Source organism: Paraburkholderia fungorum (genome assembly GCF_902833645.1).
In the GTDB taxonomy this organism is placed as follows: Bacteria; Pseudomonadota; Gammaproteobacteria; order Burkholderiales; family Burkholderiaceae; genus Paraburkholderia; species Paraburkholderia fungorum.
On sequence record NZ_CADFGE010000001.1, the window covers coordinates 736,213 to 753,738 of the forward strand.

Below are 17,526 nucleotides of genomic sequence, written 5' to 3' on the forward strand. Positions count from 1 at the left end.
GCCATCGCCCTTTCAAACTTCACGACGTACTTATTTGCCGCGCAGCGTCACGACCTCACCCGTCAACGCCACGCCGGCGATCACTGCACCCGCACCACACGTGAACTCCGTCGCGCTCTCGCGCACTTCGTTCTTGTAGTTGCTCTTGATGTTGATCACCGCATTGCCGCCTTCCTTGCGCGCCCGTTCCTGCAACTCGATCACAGCCGAAAGGAAAACGTGCTGGCACGCTTCCAGGTCGCTCTTGCCGAAAGCGTTGGTCTTCTTGTTAGTGGCGAATTCACCCATCTTTTTCAGCACGCCCGGATGCGGCTGACCCGCGAAATACAGCGCAACGTCGTCACTGACCTTGCCCGGTTCGCTTTGCAGCGCCGGCGCGATCGGATAGTTGTCGACCGTATCGCGAGCAAAAGCCTGAGTGGCACTCAGCGTGGCGAGCGAAGCAAACAGCGCGGCAAACAGTACTTTGCGTTTCATTGAGACTCCTTGGTTGTTGTTGCTTTAGTGAGTTCCAGATTCGATTTGACCTAGTTCGCCTGCAGCACGACGAGCTGGCCGCTCACCGCGACCGCTGCCGCGCTCGGGCTCACCCCACAGGTGAAATCGGTCGATGAGTCGGTCTTCGTGCTGTGAAAACGCGTCGACACGTCGATCACGGCGTTCGCGTTGCGTTCGTGAGCCGCCGCGCGCAGCTTCTGCACGGCTTCAGCCAGCGCTTCGTGGCATGCGTCGTCCGGGCTCGATACCTTGCGCGCGATCCGCGCCGAAAAAGACACCTCTCCCAGATCAGCCGTCACCGGCGGGTGATTCTGCTGGCCGAAATAAACCGGCACACCGCCGCGCGACTGACCGGCCGCCGCCGCGAGCGGCACCGACTTCACGTCGGTCGCGCAGCCCGCCTGCGTCAGCACCACCACCGCAAGTGCTCCCAGTACAAAACGTTTTTTCATTGTTGTTGCCCTCGTTTTTTAAATGACGGCCGTTTCAACCGCCCTGCCACACTTCAAACATCAGGCTCGCGCAACTGCCGCCGAACCCGAATGAATTCGACATCGCCGTGCCGATGCGCGCGTCACGCGTCGCGCGCACCAGCGGCAACCCATCGACGGCGGGCTCCGGCGTCTCGATGCCCGTCGTCCCCGCGATGAAACCGTCGCGCATCATCAGCAACGTGTAGATCGCCTCATGCGCTCCGCATGCGCCGAGCGGATGTCCGGTCATGCCTTTGGTCGACGAGAACGCCGGCACTTCGCTGCCGAATACGTCGCGCAAGGCATGCAGTTCCTCGACATCGCCAAGCGGGGTCGACGGCGCGTGGGTGTTGATGTAGTCGGGCCGCCGGGCACCGCCATTCACTGCATCCAGTGCACCCGCGTCGCCCAGCGCGCCGCGCATCGCTCGCGTGATGCCGGCCGCCCGTGGCGTAACCATGCCGGCACTATCCGTACAGTCGCCGAACCCGGTCAGCTCGGCGTAAATACGGGCACCGCGCGCCAAAGCGTGATCGAGCGCCTCGAGCACCAGCACGCCGCCGCCCGACGCGATCACGAAGCCATCGCGTGCCGTGTCGTAAGGACGCGAAGCGCGCTCTGGCGTGTCGTTGAAAGCGCGCGACAACGCGCCCATCGAATCGAACATCAGCGTCATGTTGTCGTGCAACGATTCGCTGCCGCCGGCCAGCACGATCTGCTGGCGCCCGGTCTGAATCAGTTGCATTGCCTGACCGATGGCGAGCGCCGACGTCGTGCACGCCGACGACGGCGAATAGCTCACGCCCTCCAGTCCGAACACCTGCGCGACATTGGCCGATGCGGTGCTGCTCATCGCGTGCGGAACCGTGTACGGCGGCACTTTATCGACGCCACGGGCATTCGCAATCGACATCGCCACGTCGTAACTCGACATCGTGCCGACGCCCGAACCGATCACCGTACCGGCGCGCGGCGAACGCAACGCGGCGGGATCGAGCCCAGCGTCGTCGATCGCCTTTTTCGCGGCATGGCAGGCAAAGCGCGCGGTGTCGCCCATGAAACGTTCGAGCTTGCGATCGAACGGCGGCTCCTGCGCGACCGACGCGACGGCTGCCACCTGCGAACCGAAACCGCGCTCACGCCACGCGTCGATCCGCTCGATACGCGAGCGGCCCGCGCGCAACGCGGCCGACACGCTGTCGAGCGTATTGCCGAGGCACGACACGATCCCCATGCCGGTAATGACCACGCGGTGCAGCGCCATGCTCATCGAACGCGCCTGAAAATCAGCGACGTATTGATGCCGCCAAACGCAAAGTTATTGCTCATCACATGTTCGGCGTCGATCTCACGGCCCGCGCCGACGATGTAATCGAGCGGCGCGCAGGCCGGATCGACGTTATCCAGGTTCAAGGTCGGCGCATACCAGTTGCGTTTCATCATCTCGATGGTCCACCACGCTTCCAGCGCACCGCACGCGCCGAGCGTATGGCCGACATAGCTCTTGAGCGAACTGATCGGCATGCGCGCGCCGAAGGTCTGCGCGGTCGCATGGCTTTCGGCAATGTCGCCACGGTCCGTGGACGTGCCGTGCGCATTCACATAGGCGATCGCTTGCGGCGCGAGTTGCGCATCCTTGAGCGCGAGCTGCATGGCGATCGCCATGGTTTCGGCGGTCGGCTGGGTCATGTGCGCGCCGTCCGAATTGCAGCCGAAGCCGACAATCTCCGCGTGAATGCGCGCGCCCCGCGCCACCGCGTGTTCGTATTCTTCGAGCACCAGCGTCGCTGCGCCTTCCCCGACCACAAGACCGTCGCGCGCGGCATCGAACGGACGCGGCGTGAGATGCGGCTCGTCGTTGCGCGTGCTGGTCGCGTACAAGGTATCGAACACCGCAACCGCCGGGCCCGAGAGTTCTTCCGCGCCGCCTGCCAGCATCAGCGTCTGCTTGCCGGTCTGGATCGCTTCATACGCATAGCCGATCGCCTGACTGCCCGACGCGCACGCGCACGAGGTCGGAATGATCCGCCCTTTCAGATCCCAGAACAGGCTGACGTTGACCGCGGCGGTATGCGGCATCATCTGCACGTAGCTGTTCGACGTGACGTCGCTCATCGAACCGGTTTCGAGCATCGTGCCGAACGCGCGAATCGGCTGCACCGAACCCGACGACGAACCATAGGCCACGCCCATGCGGCCGTCCCTGATGCTGAGGTCTTCGGCGAGGCCCGCGTCGGCGAGCGCCAGTTCGCTCGCACGCACCGAATACATCGAGACCGGTCCCATCGAGCGGGTTTTCTTGCGCGGATAATGCGCGGGCGCCGTGAAGCCCGGCAACGGACACGCGAGCCGAGTATGCAGCGACTGGAAATAATCCCACTCGGATATCCGGCGCACCGCGTTCACGCCGCTCTTCAGGCGCGCTTCGATCACGTCCCAGCTATCGCCGAACGCCGTGACGCCCCCCATGCCGGTAATGACGACGCGTTTCATCACACCATCCCACCATTGACGCCGATCACCTGACGCGTGACGTACGAGGCCGCATCCGACATCAGGAAGCTGACCACGGACGCGACTTCGGCAGGCTGGCCGACGCGGTTCATCGGCACCGTCTTCAACGCGTGCTCAAGCGGCATCTCGTCGAGCATGCCGGTTTCGATCAGGCCCGGCGCCACGCAATTGACGGTGATGTTGCGCGTCGCCAGTTCGACGGCAAGCGCCTTGCTCGCGCCGATCAGCCCGGCCTTCGCTGCGCTGTAGTTGACCTGGCCGCGATTGCCCATCACGCCGGAGACCGACGCGATCGTGACGATGCGGCCGCCCTTCTTCGCCCGCACCATCGGCATGGTCAACGGATGGACCACGTTGTAGAACGAATCGAGACCGGTTTCGATCACGACGTCCCAGTCTTCTTCGGTGAGCGCGGGGAACGCAGCGTCGCGGGTCACGCCCGCGCTGCACACGATGCCGTAGTACGCGCCGTGTGCGGCAACATCCGCTTCGAGCACTTCGCGGCACACGGCGCGCTCACGCACGTCGAACTGCAGCACGCGCGCCGTGCCGCCTTGCGCGGCAATGCCCGTGGCGACTGCTTCAGCTTCGCTGCGGCCCGTGCGGCAATGCACGGACACCGCGAAACCGTCGGCGGCCAACTGATACGCAATCGCACGGCCAATGCCGCGGCTTGCGCCGGTAACGAGAACACGCCGGCTCATGAACTGAAACTCCCTTCGATGAATGACTGAAAATCGCGCGGCTGAAAAACCTTGATAACCGCCTCGGCGCAACACACCTCGCCGTGGTGGATCGTGCATTCATAGGCGCCGTGGCCTTCTTCGCTGCGCAGCAATTCCGTTGCGCGGATCTGCAATCGGGCACCGCCGGCGAACGACGGTTGCAAGGCCCGATAACTGCGCGAGCCAAGCAGCACGCCAGGACGCGCTGTACCGCCGCCGCGCATGGCCAGCAACGCGACGTGCGCCGCAATGGTCTGCGCCATCAATTCGATGCCGATCCATGCGGGCATCGCGCCGGCGGCGTCGGCATACCAGGCGTCGGCGCGGACGGTCGCCCGCGCGCTCACCGTGTCTTCGCCGAAAGTATCGACGCCATCGAGCAGCAGCATCGTGCCGCGATGCGGGATGATCGCTTCGATCGGTTGCTGGATGAGGTCCTGAATGGAAAGCGTCTGGGTCATCGCGTGGTCACCGTCCGAGGATCAGGCTGACATTGCTGCCGCCAAACGCAAACGAATTACTCATCACGTACTGCGACGCCGCGCCGTGCGGCAGAAAACGTTCGGTTTCGACCAGGTCCAGCGCCGGCAAAGCGGGGTCCGCCTCGCCGTCCCACACATGACGCGGCATCGGCACGGGCTGGGCCCGGTTGTCGCGCGCCAAAGTCAGCCACGCGAAGGCCAGCTCGGTGGCGCCCGCCGCGCCGAGTTGATGGCCGGTCAGCGGTTTGGTGCCGCTCGTCGCGACGCCTTCGGGAAAAACACGCGCCATCAATTTCGCTTCCATGTCGTCGTTCTTGCGGGTAGCGGTGGCATGCAGATTCACGTAGCCGATCGCCGACGATGCGATGCCCGCATCGGCCAACGCCGCGCGCAACGCGAGTTCGCCACCTACACCCTGCGGGTCCGGCGAGGAAATGTGATGGGCGTCGCTCGATTCGCCGACACCCGCGAGCCGTACCTCCGCTTCGTCGCGGCTCATCAGGAACACCGCGGCGCCTTCGCCGACATTAATCCCGCAGCGATTGCGGCTCATCGGATTGGTACGCATGGCGCTGGTCGATTCGAGCGAGGCGAAACCTTGCACCGTCAGCTCGCACAACGAATCCACACCGCCCACCACCACCGCATCGCAGAGCCGTAATTGCAGCAGCCGGCGCGCCGACGCAAAAGCCTTCGCGCTCGACGTGCAAGCGGTCGAGATCGTGAACGCCGGGCCCTGCACGCCTAGCGCGGCGGCGGCAAATGGCGCGACTGTGCCAATCTCCATCTGCCGGTAATTGAAGTTGGGGGGCAAATTGCCCGCTTGCGCCTGGTAGACGAACGCGGCTTCGGCCGCTTCGATCCCCGACGTGCTGGTGCCGAGCACCACGCCGATCCGATGCGCGCCGTAACGCTCGCGCGCCGCGGCGACTGCTGGCTCGATCTGCTGCAGCGCGGCCAGCAACAGGCGGTTGTTGCGGCAGTCGTAACGCGCGAGCGCGGCCGGCGGCGCCAGATCGAGCGGCGCGAGCACGCTGCCGACAAACGCTTCGCCAATGCCGGTGTGCGCGTTCGCCATACCGGGTGCATGAGCGGCGGCCAGCGCCGGGACGATTGCGTCGAGGCCGTTGCCGAGCGCATTGATCATGCCGAGCGCATGCAAATAAACTGATGGCGCCTTCATACGGCCCTCCTTGATTCCGATGGCATGCCGATCGGCGCGAGCAGCACCGACACCGCGATGCCGAGTGCGAGCGTGGCGCCGAAACTCTTCAGCGCGGGCATCGCGCTCATGCCGAGCATGCCGAACGACAACAACGTGGTGGCAGCCGAGAGCAGCACGCCCGTCCACACCGCGCCGAGATCGGCGTCCGCGCGCAAACAGCCTTCGCGCAGGAATACCGCATAGTTTGCGCCTACGCCGAGCACCAGCATCAGCGCGAGCCAATTGAAAAGATTGAGCGGCACGTGAACGTAACCGAACACCGCGAGCGTGACGCCGACCGCGAGCAACACCGGTAGCATCACGGCGATACCGCCGCTCAACCGGTCCCCCACGGAGACATCCTTCCGGGCGTACCGCAGAATCAACAAAACGAGCACGAGCGCCAGCGCGCCGCCGAGCCACCAGCCGCTGTCCACGCGGTACTCGCCGAACAGTTTCGACGCACTCGCTGCCTTGTCGACGAATACGACGCCGGAAACCGTCCGTGCGATGGCGATCAGCGCGGGTTCGTTCTGTGGCGTCACGCCTTGCGGAATCACAACGGCTGCATACGCTCGGCTAGCCGGATCGACCACGCCCAGCCATAGATGTTGGTACGGCCGTGACCACGAAGCGGCGAGCCATGTATCGACCGTGAGCAGCGGCTCCGGTTTGGCTTGCGCGGCAAGCCAGGCGTCGGCGACTTCGTCCTTGAACCCTGCCTGCAGCAGCAGTGCACGCAATGCCGCGGGATCGTTGAAGACGTGCTGTGCGAGCAATGCACGGTCTTCGTTTTGCTGTTTCGCTGACGGCACGAACTGCGCCACTGACTGATAAGTGCCGACCCTGTTCGCAGTGCCGTTCAGTTCGTCGAGCTTCGCACCCAGCGCTTCGGCCCGTTGCAGCACGATCTCCGGCGTCTCGCCACGCACCACAAAAAACTGTGCGCTGTTATCCACGCCAACCGCCGCGCGTACCTTGTCTTCCTGCGCGACCAGCGAAGGATCGCGCTGGATCAGCAAATGGATATCGTCGTCGCTCGTCAAACGCAGCCAGCCGGGAATCGCCACGATCAGCAATAGCACCGCGACGAACCATGCACGCTTGCCGCCGATCGTCCGATGCCAAACCGTCAGCAGCCGCGCGGCGCCGGCAAACAGGCGCTGCGGGCTGCGTTTCGGCGGCCGCGCGAGCAGCGCGGGCAACAGGTACAGCACGGAGGCAAACGCCGTCGTAATCCCCACCATCGCGAAGCAGGCAATCTGCTTGAGCGCGGGAAACGGCACCCACATGAGAATCGCGTAGCCGAGCAGGCTGGTGGCAAGGGCGACCGTCAAGGCCGGACGTACCGCGCGCGCACCGCGGCGCGAATCCCAATCACGACCCGCGCCAAGATAGACCACAAAATACTGGATCGAGTAGTCGACCGCCTCGCCGATCAGACTTGCGCCGAACACCAGCGTCAAAAGATGCAATTGGCCGAACACCAGCATCGTCGCCGCGAGCGCGCAGACAATGCCGAGCGCTGTCGAGACAAAACCTAGCAGCAATAGCCGCGGCGAGCGGAACACCCACATCATCAGCAGCGCAATCCCGCACAGCGACGCGATGCCGATCAGGTGCACCTCGCGCTCCGATGCGCTGCGTGCCGATTCCGCGTAAAACACCGCGCCGGTTCTCGCCACCGACACGTCGGGAAACGCCTGCTTCAACGTGCTTTCGCCTTGCGCGAGTGCGCTGAGTACGGCGCGCTGGGTCGTCGATTCGTAAGCCGAACCTGGCAGCGTGGCGACGATCAGCACGCTCGTCGCGGCACCGCGATGCGACACCAGCATGTTGTCTTCGAGTTCGAGATTCGACGTGGCGAGCGGCAAACCGCCGAGCCAATGTTCGAGCCAGCCGAACGGATCGTCGGCGAGCGACGTGCTCAGCGCGCCGCGCAACGGGCTGTAGATGCGCTGCGCGAGCGCGTCGCGCAAGCTCGCATTCAAAGCATTGCTGTGCACGAGCGTCGTACGGTCGGCGGGTGTCAGCAGACCGAAACGATAAGGCAGATACAGCGCCGCGATCTGCGACAGATCGAACGGTGGCAATTCCGCCGTCACCGAGCCGAACGCCCCGCTCTTCTGTAACGACGCGCCGAGCTGCTTTGCGGCCGCCTTCGCATGCGCGTCGTCATTGCTGGTGACGAGAAAAACCGTGCGGTCGCCGAGCGCGCCTGCCAGCGTATCGACCGCCTTTTCGGCGACCGGATCCGCTTCGGTGGCAGGCAGCAATGCCAGCAGATTGGTCTGCAACGGCGAAGGTCCGGCGAAACGCCAGCCGCAGTACAGCGCCGCGGCAAGCGCGAGCAACAGCCAGGCGGCGCGGATGCCCCACACCTGTTTCGCGGACCGCTGGCGCAGCACCTGCATTACGGCGCTCCGAACAGGCTGCGCTCAGCCGGCGTCGGCTCGCTTACCGCCGCGCTTTTTGCAAACTCGAGCTTCGTGACGTCGCCGTTCGCGAGCGTGATGCGCAGACTTTGCAGATAGTCGCCGCCATTCATCTGCAAGCCTTTGATCGACTGCGCAATCTGCGGCTGGTTCGGCGTGAGTTGCATGCGCCACTGCGCGGCGCTGCCTTCGGCCTGCACGTCGAATTGCGAATACAGCGCCGACAGATCGCCGCCGAGCATCGCGCGCATCATCTTCGAGACCTGGGCGACGCCGCGCGTGCCCTGGGCACTGCGGGCCGTTACGCGCTGACCGTTGGCGTTGACTTCGGTCACGCCTGCATCGGTGATCACGTAGGTGGCCTTGTATGGCGTCTCTATCTGCCAGATCACGCCACGCTCGCGGAAGAACAGCAGCGAGCCCGTGCTGACGAGCGGTTGCTTCATCGCGGCGAGCGTCTGCGTCTGCGTGAATTGCGCGCGCACGCCTTTCGCTTGTGCAAGATGGGAGGCGATTTGCGAAACCAGCGCCGGGTTACCGGCGGCCTGCGTTGCTTCTGCCGCGACCGCTACTGCCGGCCAGGCTGTCAGGCCCGATACGCCAGCGAGGGTCAACGTGCCCAGCACTAGCCCTGCGGCCGTGCCCGTCACCCTGCTGCGCAAGTTCATCGTCCCCATACGCGCTCCAGCTTTTCGAACACGACCGGCGGCGACACGAACTGCAACTCCTGGGTCGCGGCGTCGACCGCGACCTGGATCGTGTAACCCTTCGTCAGCCGCGTACCGGATGCACAATCGACGATCTCATAGCCTATTTTCAGGCGGTTTTCGTGTTCGAGCAGTTGTGTGCGTACTTCGATCGCCTGGCCATAGGTGGCCGGGCGCACATACTTCAGATGCGCCTCCACGATGGGCCACAGGTAGCCCGAAGCCTGCATCTCGCGGTAGTCGTAGTCGAACGTGCGTAACAGCGCCGCGCGGCCGATCTCGAAGTACTTCAGATAGTGGCCATGCCAGCACACGTTCATCGCGTCGACGTCGTGAAACGGCACTTCGACCGTCGCGCTGGCTGTCAGCACCTTAGGGGAGCCGGTCATGCGTTCGAGCCTCCGCGATAGTCGTGCAGCAAATCGCATGCGGCGATGCGGGCGGTCAGCGCGCGCAGATCGCTCTCCAGCGCGCGGTCTTCGTCGACGAACGGCGAGTGCGCCGTCACGCTGTCGATAAAGCTTTGCAGCGGTGCGGGAACCGGCGTACCGCTGTCGATCTTCAGGCGCAGACGGGCCGCTTGCACCGTCGCGAGCGTGTGCGCGGCGGCAACCTGCTCGGTCAACTCCAGCACGCGCAAACAGTCGCGCGCGGCGATCGTGCCCATGCTGACCTTGTCCTGATTGTGCGCCTCGGTCGAACGCGAGAATACGCTCGCGGGCATCGTGTTCTTCAACGCTTCGGCGGTCCATGCGGACGAGGAAATCTGCACGGCCTTGAAACCGTGATTGATCGCGGCGCGCGCCGGAGCCGCGCCCGACAGATTGCGCGGCAAGCCGTTATTGAAGTTCACGTCGACCAGCAGCGCGAGTTGCCGGTCCATCAGATCGGCAAGATTGGCGACCGCGACCTTCAGCGAGTCCATCGCGAACGCGATATGGCCACCGTAGAAGTTGCCGCCGTGCAGCACGCGCTCGTTGTCGGGATCGATCAGCGGGTTGTCGTTCGCGCTGTTCAGTTCGTTCTCGACATCGCGGCGCACCCACGACAACGCATCGCGCGCGACGCCGATCACATGCGGCGCACAGCGAATCGAGTAGCGGTCTTGCAGACGATGCCCCGGCGTATCGTCGCGCCCGCTCAGATCGCTGCGAATCCATGCGGCGGCTTCGGCCTGGCCTACGTGCGGCTTCACCTCGAACAGCGTTGCATCAAAATGCGCGGCACGGCCGTCGAGCGCCACGGTTGAGAGCGCCGTGAGACGCGCGCTCAGGCGCGTCAGATGATCCGCACGCGCGAACGCGAGACACGCGAGACCCGTCATCACCGCGGTGCCGTTCATCAGCGCGAGACCTTCTTTCGGTGCGAGCGTCAACGGTGTATGACCGAGCTCAGCCCATACCTCGCGCACATTGCGCAACGCGCCCTCGAACATCACGTCGCGCTCGCCAGCAAGCGCGGCGGCCACATACGAGAGCGGCGTCAGATCGCCGCTGGCGCCAACCGACCCTTCGGACGGAATACGCGGCAGCACGCCATGATTGATCAGGTCGGCGAGACGCTCGAGCAACACGGGACGCACGCCCGAAAAACCGTACGCGAGCGAATTCAGACGCGCGGCGATCACCGCGAACGTTTGCGCATCGTCGAGATACTGACCCATTCCGCAGCCGTGGTAACGCGTCAGTTGCAGCGGCAAGGCCTCGACGAGTTCCATCGGCACATCGACCACGCATGCGTCGCCATAACCGGTGTTGACGCCGTATACGGTCGCGCCGGCCGCCAGATGCCGGCGCAGGAAATCCGCGCCGCGCTGAATGCGTGCGCGCCACGCCGGATCGGCGCTCAATGCAACCGGCAGGCGGTGCTGGGCGATCGCGACGACCTCCTCGATCGTCAGCTTGCGCCCGCCGATCGTCACCGCCGCCGCGTTTGCGTGGGCGTTCTCATTCGCGCGGGCATTCGGCGCGTCGATCAGATCATGTTCGGCCATGTGTGCCTCGCTTGGGGCTGGCCCAGAAATCGAAGAAATTGAACCATTGATAAGGTGCCTTGCGGCAATAGTGTTCGAGGCGCGCCGCGTAACGCTGCGCCCACGCCGCAAGATGCTGCGTGCGCTCACGGCGCGGCAACTCGATACGCTCGGCAAACGGCTCGAAATACAGACGGTAGCCGTCACGTTCTTTCAGGCAGAAGAACAGATAGACCGGGCAGCCCAGCGCATGCGCCAGCACGTAGGGGCCTTGCGCGAACGGCGCGGTCGAGCCGAGAAATTGCGCATCGACTGTGCGGCCCGCTTCATGAGCGGGCACGCGATCGCCGACGATCACCAGCAACTCGCCCGAGTCGACACGCTCCTGCATCATCATGGCGGTCTCGGGACCGAAATCACTGACTTCGAGCAGATGCCGCGCGAACTGGCTATTCGCCGACGCCAGCACGCTATTGAAGCGCCGCGCATGTTCGGTGTAGACCACGGCGGTGACTTTCGCGTAGGCGCCTTGCGCGGCGAGCGCGCGAGTCATTTCCAGATTGCCGAGATGCGCGCCGATCACGAGCGCACCCTTGCCGCTCGCGACCAGGGCTTCGAATGCCGACGGATCTTCGAATTTGACGTCGCCGTTGTTGACACGGCCGGACCATGCCGCCAGCTTGTCGAAGCCCGATTGCGCGAACGCCAGCATATGGCGATAGGCGGACAGCCAACCCGGACGCGGCGTATCGCCGTGCGGCGCGGTTTGGCTGAGATGCGTGAAATAGTTGCTCGACGCCTCGCGCGCGGCACGGCCCGTGAGCAGAAAATACGCGACGATCGGATGCAGCCAGAGCGCGGTGAAACGGCGGCCGAACAGCTTGCAACTGAGCGCGAGCAAAGACATGCCCAGGTGACTGCCGCGTTCGGCGATGCGCCACCAGTCTTGCTGATTCTGTTCGCGCGACCCGGCCGGCTGGCCCGGTTCACCTGGATGATCCGGCTTACCCGGCTCGCGCGGCTCACTTGCAACAGCCGCGCGGCGTGGCATCACCTTGTGCGCGAGCAGCATCGGCAGACGCCACAGCATGCCGAACACGAGCCGCGTATGACTGCGGCTGATACGCACGTTGTCCCACAGCACATCGAAATGCGAGACGCCGTCGCTTGCATAGGTGACGCGCGTCGGAATCGAGCGGAAGGCCGCACGCCGCCAGTAAAGACGCACGAGAATTTCGATGTCGAAGTCCATGCGGGTCGGCAGTTGCACGCTGTCGATCAGCTCGCAGGCCAGCGCCAGTGGATAAAGGCGAAAGCCGCACATCGAATCGCGAATCGTCAGCGAAAGCGTTTCGATCCACACCCATACGTGCGTCAGATAACGGCCGTAAAGGCGCGCTTTCGGCACGCTCTCGTCATAGACCGGGCGGCCGAGGATCACCGTGCCCGGTTCCGCACGCGCCGCTTCGATGAAGCGTGGCACATCCGTCGCATCGTGCTGACCGTCGGCATCGATCTGCAGCGCATGCGTGTAAGCCGCGGCGCGCGCGGCACGCAGCCCCGCCATCACCGCTGCACCCTTGCCGCCGTTGACCGGCAAACGCAGCAGCGTGAGCTGCCCCGCGTACTGCCGCGCCAGCGCGGCGAGCACCTGCTGGGTCGCCTCATCGCTGCCATCGTCGACAACAAAGATCGGCAAGCCGTGCACCGCGAGGTGAGCCACGGTCGCGCCGATCGCGTCCTTGTGGTTGTAAATCGGAATCACGATGCATGCAGCGATGCTCATCATGCAGGCTCCCGATACACGATCACGCCGGACGCGCATTCACGCCCGCTCAAGCGGTAACTGAACTGCACGCGTCCACGTGCTGCGTCGTGCGCAAGCGTGAGATTGAGCACCGCGCCCGGGGGCACGGGCGCCATGAACTTGAGCCGGTCGATCGATGCCGGCGCGCTCACGGCCGGCACATGCTCGGCAGCCAGACGCACGGCCCAGTGCACCTGAACGACACCCGGCAGAATCGGCAAACCGGGGAAATGGCCGGCGAAATGCACGAGCGTGGGCGGCACCCGCAGTTCGTAGTGCAAGCTATCGGCGCTGCGGGCTTCGGCAAGCACTTCCATGCCGTCCGCGCGCGGCGCGAACGCCGCAGCGAGCGCGGCCACCGGCAGTTTGCCGCGCGCGTCGAACGGCAAGGCGAGGCGAAAACGCCAATGGCGCGGCAGCACCACCACATCGAAATACGCAGCGAGATGCCGGCGCAAGATCTTCGCGAATTGCACACGGCCTTCGGTGCGCAATGCTTCGCTGCCGGCTTCAGTGAGCGCCACCACGGCGCCGACGCGCTCGCGCGAGGCGCCTTCCAGCGGCACGATCGCCGCTTGCGCGACATACGGATGCAGCGCGAGACGCGCTTCGAGCTCCGGCAGAGACACGCGCTTGCCATCCAGCTTGAGCACACGATCGAGCCGACCCTGCAAGCGGAAGCGGCCCTCGGCGTCGAAGGCGATCTTGTCGTCCGTACGATGCCAGCCGACGTGATCGAGATGCGGCGAGCGAACGTTCAGCGCACCGTCTTCGTCGCAGCGCACTTCGATGCCGCACACCGGTTGCCATGCATCGGTCTGATCCTGACGACGCCACGCGATGCCGCCGGTCTCCGTACTGCCGTAGATTTCGAGCGGCGCGGCGCCGTAGGCAGCCGCATATTCCTGCGCGGCTTCCAGGGCAAGCGGGCCACCTGAAGAAAAGAATGCACGCGGTGCCGGCGTCAACGCGGCAAAGCCTGGCAACGCGGGCCAACGCGACAATTGAGCGGGCGTGGAGACGACCACCGTCGCCCCACACTGCCCGATCTGCGCCTGCAAATGCATCGGCTCGATGCTGATCGCGCGCTCAAAGGCGCGGCCCGCTGCGAGCGGCCACATGATGCGAAACAGCAGCCCGTAGATGTGATGATGCGGCACGCTCGCAAGCATCGTCGCATTGCCGACCAGCATGCCCCACTGCTTTTCGAGCGTGTGGACTTCGGCATTGAATTGCGCGAGTGACTTGCGGATCGGTTTGGGAGTACCGCTGCTGCCGGAGGTATAGAGCGTCAACGGGGCGTGCGGATCGATCGTATACACGGCCGGCCCGGGTAACGCATCGGTGTCCTGCATATGATGCGGCAGGTCCGCATCGGTCAGCACGGCGTCGTACGCGTCGGCGAGATCGGCGAGATAACCCGGTGTCGCATTGGCCGGAATCACCGGCTCCTTGCCGCACGCGAACAACGCAAACAGCGCGCAGGAAAAATCGAAAGGATCGTCGATACACAGCGCGTAGCGTTGCGCGTCTTGCGCCTGCAGTAACGCGACCAGCGCTGAAACGCGCGCGCGAAACGCAGCACGGTCGAGCACCGTGGCGCCGTCGCGGCATACCGGTGCATTCGCGACGGAGGCCTCAAGAGCCGCCGACAACAAATCATGCAACGCAATCATGCCGCCTCCGAACGCGCGGCTCGCGGCAGCACGACCAGATAACGCCAGATAATCTCGGCCACCAGCAGCACGCCGATCAATCCATAGGCGATCGCGCCGTTATAGAGCGACCAGTTCGCACGGCTCCAGTACAGCGCCGTATAAGCGGAGAACACACCGTTCAGCGCGAAGAAAGCACACCACACCTGGGTCACGCGCCGCGTATGGCGCACGGCGCCTGGCAACAGGTTCGGATTGCCCAGCCGCGCGAATTTTTCGATCATCGACGGCCCGCGCACCAGCGTCGCGCCGAACGCGATCAGCAGCCCCAGATTGACGAGCGACGGATAGAGGCGCAACAGCAGTTCGCTGTTGGTGAGTACGATCGCCGCCGAGGCGCAGCTCAGCAAGCCGACCACGGTCCAATCTATCGAGGAAAGCCGGCGCAACGAGGTCGCGACCGGACCGCTGCCGGCCCAGCGCTGCAGCCACAGAATCGCAAACAGCATGCAGCCGACGTAGCGCGGCGTGTCCCAGCGCCAGGCGCACAGAATCAGCGCGGGGTATGCGAGTTTCAACATAACCTGGAGCACCGCTTTGGCCCAGTGCCGCTGGGTGCCGGACGATGCCTCGAGAGGCTCGCTCGTCGCCGCTTGCATTCGCGAGCGCACGGCTGGCATCAACCCTGTGCCGCCAGCAGCGACTCGACTGCAACGATCACGTCGCCGACCGTGCGTACCGACTTGAACTCTTCCGGCTTGATGCGGCGGCCCGTCATTTCCTGCAGTTTGATCGCAAGGTCCACGGCGTCGATGCTGTCGAGATCGAGTTCTTCGAAGAGGTGCGCCTCGGGCGTCACGCGCTCCGGCTCGATCGCGAAGTTCTCTTTGAAGATGGCGCGGATGCGTTCAAGAATCTCTGCCTCGGACACGATTAATCCCCTTTTTTTGTGGTTTCGTTCACAGCGTCGACTGTTTCGCGTTGACTCGCGACCAGCGCGGCCAGCGTGCTGATCGAGCGGAAGTGTTCGCGGGTGCGTTCGTCGTTCGCTGCGATGGTCAGTTGGTATTGTTTGCGCAGCACGATGCCGATTTCGAGCGCGTCGATCGAATCGAGACCGATGCCGTCGGTATCGAACAACGGGGCATCGTCGTCGATATCGGCCGGGCTCAGGTCCTCCAGATCGAGGGCTTCGATCAGGAGCTGTTTAATTTCCAGTTTTAAAGAATCCATAATCGAACAGGTGCTGGGTGATATGTGCTTCGATGGCGCTGGTTACGCTGCGCGCCGCGAGAGACGGTGAAGTGTCATGGTCCGCAAGTTGCTCGACGCCGAACGGCTCGAGCACGTTCACGCGTATCCGGAACGCGCGCGCCGGCACGTCGTACCAGCGCATCTGCTTGGTGAATGCCGGCGGATCGCAATCCATCAGAACCGGCACGATCGGCGCACCGACCTTCAACGCCATGTGCGCGAAACCGCGTGAAAACGCGTGCAGCCGGTTCGGCGCCGGGCTGCGCGTGCCTTCGGGAAAAATGATCATCGTGTAGCCTGCTGCGAGCTGCCGCGCGCCGGCTTCGACGAGTTCCGAGGGATCGGCATTGCTCACATACTCCGCCGAACGCACGATTCCCCAGAAACACGGGTTGCCCCAGTGCGCGTTTTTCACCACGCAACAGGCCCGCGGCGTGAGCGACAGCAGCACCATCACGTCGAGGTAGGTCGGGTGGTTCGCGACTACGATTGCCGGAGCGCCCGCGCGCAATGCCTGCGCGCCCGACACCTCGAGCTCCATCACGCCGATGCACCGCAATACCGCGACCAGTGCGCGGAAGAACCAGTGGATCACCGTTGTCACTGCAAGCTGGCGCGAGGCCCGGTGCGGCCATAGCCACGCGAGCGGGAACACCAGCACCGAAAACAGCAGGCCGCAGACGCCAAACACGACGAAGGCCATGCCTGTCGCGCAGAACCGCCAAACATAATCAAGCCGCCTGTTCATGCCACCTCCAATGCCAGGCGGCGCCGGCGCCTTGCCAGACGACAGGCTTGCCGGTTTCCAGACAGTGCAGCAGCGCCTGGCTCTGGGTCGCGAAACTTTCCTCCGCGCCTGCTTCGCTCGCGGGGTTTGCCAGTTGCGCGGTCTCTGCAGCCTCGCCAGCCGCCCGCTCACCCGCGCCGGACAACGTGCAGGCCAACTGCCCCGCCGCCGCTTCGCCGTTCAGCAGGATCGCGACCGCGCCGCCCTGCACTTCGTCTTCAATCGTGCCGTATGCCGGATCGGCGGGCTCGTCGGCGTATACCAGCAGCACCGGCGAGCCGGGTTGCGTTGCGTACTGCGCATACGCTTCCAGCAGCGCATAACCGAGCGTCTGAGCGCCAGCCGAAATCGCGCTGGCGGCGGAGCGATCGTCGCGCGCGATACCGAACACGCCGGTCATGGCGTTCAGCACCGACAGACTGAAGGCGGTCGGCGAGACCGGTTCGCCGGCGCTGATCTGGCGCAGAATGTCCGTTGTGCGCCGCAATTCGCCGTGGCGTGAAGCAAACACGACCCGCACCTCGTCTTGCGCCACGCAATCGTGTGCAACCTTCAGGGCAACCTTGGACAATGTGCTCAGACGACGCCGCACAATCGGCTCGATAAAGCCGATATCGGGTGCGACAGAAGCGGCAGCAGGCCAGCTAGACCAGCGAGCGACCGGAATAGTCCAGTGCAGATCGGGCATATCGGTGTTCGCGCGTAAAAGCGATGAGGGCTGAGGGCCACTGACGGAATATGCAACCGTCACAGCGTGTGCGCGCCGCGCGGAACCACAATCTCCAGCCGGGGGTCAATCCAATCTTGTTATATGGGTTCAGCGATTTAACGGCACGTGGCCCCGATTATTTAGGTGCCTTTTGACAATTAATCTGCGGATTGGCTCAGGCGCCCTACGGTCGCCGGAATCATACTGAATATTGTGGATTAAATCAGCCACAAAAGACGTATCTATCTGTATCCGTGTCGCAGGTGCGACGGATCACTGGACAAACTCATGGAGGCAAGCCTGG

General features: G+C 64.3%; 18 protein-coding genes. All 18 read right to left on the reverse strand.

Annotated elements, in window-relative coordinates; genetic code table 11:
- Positions 1 to 30: 30 nt before the first annotated feature.
- Genes HWX91_RS03270 through HWX91_RS03355 form a run of 18 tightly spaced genes read right to left on the reverse strand, consistent with a single transcriptional unit; the run spans position 31 to position 17,201 of the window.
- Positions 31 to 477, reverse strand: coding sequence for an excinuclease ABC subunit A (locus HWX91_RS03270; RefSeq protein WP_028200118.1), 447 nt, complete (start codon positions 475 to 477; stop codon positions 31 to 33).
- 50 nt (positions 478 to 527) lie between these two features.
- Positions 528 to 950 carry a signal peptidase gene (locus HWX91_RS03275; RefSeq protein ID WP_028200119.1) on the reverse strand — a complete coding sequence of 141 codons (423 nt, stop codon included), beginning with the start codon at positions 948 to 950 and terminating at the stop codon, positions 528 to 530.
- A gap of 34 nt (positions 951 to 984) precedes the next feature.
- Positions 985 to 2,241 (reverse strand): beta-ketoacyl synthase N-terminal-like domain-containing protein, encoded by a 1,257-nt coding sequence (locus HWX91_RS03280; RefSeq protein WP_028200120.1) that lies wholly within the window; start codon positions 2,239 to 2,241, stop codon positions 985 to 987.
- Positions 2,238 to 3,464, reverse strand: coding sequence for a beta-ketoacyl-ACP synthase (locus HWX91_RS03285; protein ID WP_028200121.1), 1,227 nt, complete (start codon positions 3,462 to 3,464; stop codon positions 2,238 to 2,240). The genes HWX91_RS03280 and HWX91_RS03285 overlap by 4 nt, the downstream gene beginning before the upstream one ends.
- Positions 3,464 to 4,189, reverse strand: a complete 726-nt coding sequence (locus HWX91_RS03290; RefSeq protein ID WP_028200122.1) for a 3-ketoacyl-ACP reductase FabG2 — start codon at positions 4,187 to 4,189, stop codon at positions 3,464 to 3,466. The genes HWX91_RS03285 and HWX91_RS03290 overlap by 1 nt, the downstream gene beginning before the upstream one ends.
- A complete protein-coding gene (locus HWX91_RS03295; protein WP_028200123.1) occupies positions 4,186 to 4,671 on the reverse strand; it encodes a hotdog family protein in 486 nt (161 codons plus the stop codon). The genes HWX91_RS03290 and HWX91_RS03295 overlap by 4 nt, the downstream gene beginning before the upstream one ends.
- A gap of 7 nt (positions 4,672 to 4,678) precedes the next feature.
- Positions 4,679 to 5,875 (reverse strand): beta-ketoacyl-[acyl-carrier-protein] synthase family protein, encoded by a 1,197-nt coding sequence (locus tag HWX91_RS03300; protein ID WP_028200124.1) that lies wholly within the window; start codon positions 5,873 to 5,875, stop codon positions 4,679 to 4,681.
- Positions 5,872 to 8,310, reverse strand: coding sequence for an MMPL family transporter (locus HWX91_RS03305; protein ID WP_028200125.1), 2,439 nt, complete (start codon positions 8,308 to 8,310; stop codon positions 5,872 to 5,874). The genes HWX91_RS03300 and HWX91_RS03305 overlap by 4 nt, the downstream gene beginning before the upstream one ends.
- On the reverse strand, positions 8,310 to 9,008 hold the full coding sequence (locus HWX91_RS03310) for a LolA family protein (RefSeq protein ID WP_028200126.1): 699 nt from the start codon (positions 9,006 to 9,008) through the stop codon (positions 8,310 to 8,312). The genes HWX91_RS03305 and HWX91_RS03310 overlap by 1 nt, the downstream gene beginning before the upstream one ends.
- Complete coding sequence (locus HWX91_RS03315; RefSeq protein ID WP_028200127.1) at positions 8,996 to 9,427, reverse strand: acyl-CoA thioesterase; 432 nt, start codon at positions 9,425 to 9,427, stop codon at positions 8,996 to 8,998. The genes HWX91_RS03310 and HWX91_RS03315 overlap by 13 nt, the downstream gene beginning before the upstream one ends.
- On the reverse strand, positions 9,424 to 11,031 hold the full coding sequence (locus HWX91_RS03320) for an HAL/PAL/TAL family ammonia-lyase (protein ID WP_028200128.1): 1,608 nt from the start codon (positions 11,029 to 11,031) through the stop codon (positions 9,424 to 9,426). Before HWX91_RS03320 ends, HWX91_RS03315 begins: the two co-directional genes overlap by 4 nt.
- The gene (locus HWX91_RS03325) at positions 11,018 to 12,796 is read right to left on the reverse strand and encodes a glycosyltransferase family 2 protein (protein ID WP_028200129.1); all 1,779 of its coding nucleotides are present in this window, start codon (positions 12,794 to 12,796) and stop codon (positions 11,018 to 11,020) included. Before HWX91_RS03325 ends, HWX91_RS03320 begins: the two co-directional genes overlap by 14 nt.
- Positions 12,796 to 14,493, reverse strand: a complete 1,698-nt coding sequence (locus HWX91_RS03330; protein WP_028200130.1) for an ApeI family dehydratase — start codon at positions 14,491 to 14,493, stop codon at positions 12,796 to 12,798. The genes HWX91_RS03325 and HWX91_RS03330 overlap by 1 nt, the downstream gene beginning before the upstream one ends.
- Positions 14,490 to 15,152, reverse strand: coding sequence for a COG4648 family protein (locus HWX91_RS03335; RefSeq protein ID WP_028200131.1), 663 nt, complete (start codon positions 15,150 to 15,152; stop codon positions 14,490 to 14,492). Before HWX91_RS03335 ends, HWX91_RS03330 begins: the two co-directional genes overlap by 4 nt.
- Complete coding sequence (locus HWX91_RS03340) at positions 15,152 to 15,403, reverse strand: acyl carrier protein (protein WP_028200132.1); 252 nt, start codon at positions 15,401 to 15,403, stop codon at positions 15,152 to 15,154. Before HWX91_RS03340 ends, HWX91_RS03335 begins: the two co-directional genes overlap by 1 nt.
- Before the next feature lie 2 nt (positions 15,404 to 15,405).
- Positions 15,406 to 15,705 carry a phosphopantetheine-binding protein gene (locus HWX91_RS03345; RefSeq protein WP_028200133.1) on the reverse strand — a complete coding sequence of 100 codons (300 nt, stop codon included), beginning with the start codon at positions 15,703 to 15,705 and terminating at the stop codon, positions 15,406 to 15,408.
- Positions 15,680 to 16,474 (reverse strand): lysophospholipid acyltransferase family protein, encoded by a 795-nt coding sequence (locus HWX91_RS03350; protein ID WP_028200134.1) that lies wholly within the window; start codon positions 16,472 to 16,474, stop codon positions 15,680 to 15,682. The genes HWX91_RS03345 and HWX91_RS03350 overlap by 26 nt, the downstream gene beginning before the upstream one ends.
- Complete coding sequence (locus tag HWX91_RS03355) at positions 16,458 to 17,201, reverse strand: beta-ketoacyl synthase chain length factor (protein WP_028200135.1); 744 nt, start codon at positions 17,199 to 17,201, stop codon at positions 16,458 to 16,460. The genes HWX91_RS03350 and HWX91_RS03355 overlap by 17 nt, the downstream gene beginning before the upstream one ends.
- Positions 17,202 to 17,526 lie beyond the last annotated feature (325 nt).

Bases quoted from the DNA above. Each gene is read 5' to 3' on its own strand.
- HWX91_RS03270 (WP_028200118.1), bottom strand. From the start codon at position 477: ATGAAACGCAAAGTACTGTTTGCCGCGCTGTTTGCTTCGCTCGCCACG.
- HWX91_RS03275 (WP_028200119.1), bottom strand. From the start codon at position 950: ATGAAAAAACGTTTTGTACTGGGAGCACTTGCGGTGGTGGTGCTGACG.
- HWX91_RS03280 (WP_028200120.1), bottom strand. From the start codon at position 2,241: ATGAGCATGGCGCTGCACCGCGTGGTCATTACCGGCATGGGGATCGTG.
- HWX91_RS03285 (WP_028200121.1), bottom strand. From the start codon at position 3,464: ATGAAACGCGTCGTCATTACCGGCATGGGGGGCGTCACGGCGTTCGGC.
- HWX91_RS03290 (WP_028200122.1), bottom strand. From the start codon at position 4,189: ATGAGCCGGCGTGTTCTCGTTACCGGCGCAAGCCGCGGCATTGGCCGT.
- HWX91_RS03295 (WP_028200123.1), bottom strand. From the start codon at position 4,671: ATGACCCAGACGCTTTCCATTCAGGACCTCATCCAGCAACCGATCGAA.
- HWX91_RS03300 (WP_028200124.1), bottom strand. From the start codon at position 5,875: ATGAAGGCGCCATCAGTTTATTTGCATGCGCTCGGCATGATCAATGCG.
- HWX91_RS03305 (WP_028200125.1), bottom strand. From the start codon at position 8,310: ATGCAGGTGCTGCGCCAGCGGTCCGCGAAACAGGTGTGGGGCATCCGC.
- HWX91_RS03310 (WP_028200126.1), bottom strand. From the start codon at position 9,008: ATGGGGACGATGAACTTGCGCAGCAGGGTGACGGGCACGGCCGCAGGG.
- HWX91_RS03315 (WP_028200127.1), bottom strand. From the start codon at position 9,427: ATGACCGGCTCCCCTAAGGTGCTGACAGCCAGCGCGACGGTCGAAGTG.
- HWX91_RS03320 (WP_028200128.1), bottom strand. From the start codon at position 11,031: ATGGCCGAACATGATCTGATCGACGCGCCGAATGCCCGCGCGAATGAG.
- HWX91_RS03325 (WP_028200129.1), bottom strand. From the start codon at position 12,796: ATGAGCATCGCTGCATGCATCGTGATTCCGATTTACAACCACAAGGAC.
- HWX91_RS03330 (WP_028200130.1), bottom strand. From the start codon at position 14,493: ATGATTGCGTTGCATGATTTGTTGTCGGCGGCTCTTGAGGCCTCCGTC.
- HWX91_RS03335 (WP_028200131.1), bottom strand. From the start codon at position 15,152: ATGCCAGCCGTGCGCTCGCGAATGCAAGCGGCGACGAGCGAGCCTCTC.
- HWX91_RS03345 (WP_028200133.1), bottom strand. From the start codon at position 15,705: ATGGATTCTTTAAAACTGGAAATTAAACAGCTCCTGATCGAAGCCCTC.
- HWX91_RS03350 (WP_028200134.1), bottom strand. From the start codon at position 16,474: ATGAACAGGCGGCTTGATTATGTTTGGCGGTTCTGCGCGACAGGCATG.
- HWX91_RS03355 (WP_028200135.1), bottom strand. From the start codon at position 17,201: ATGCCCGATCTGCACTGGACTATTCCGGTCGCTCGCTGGTCTAGCTGG.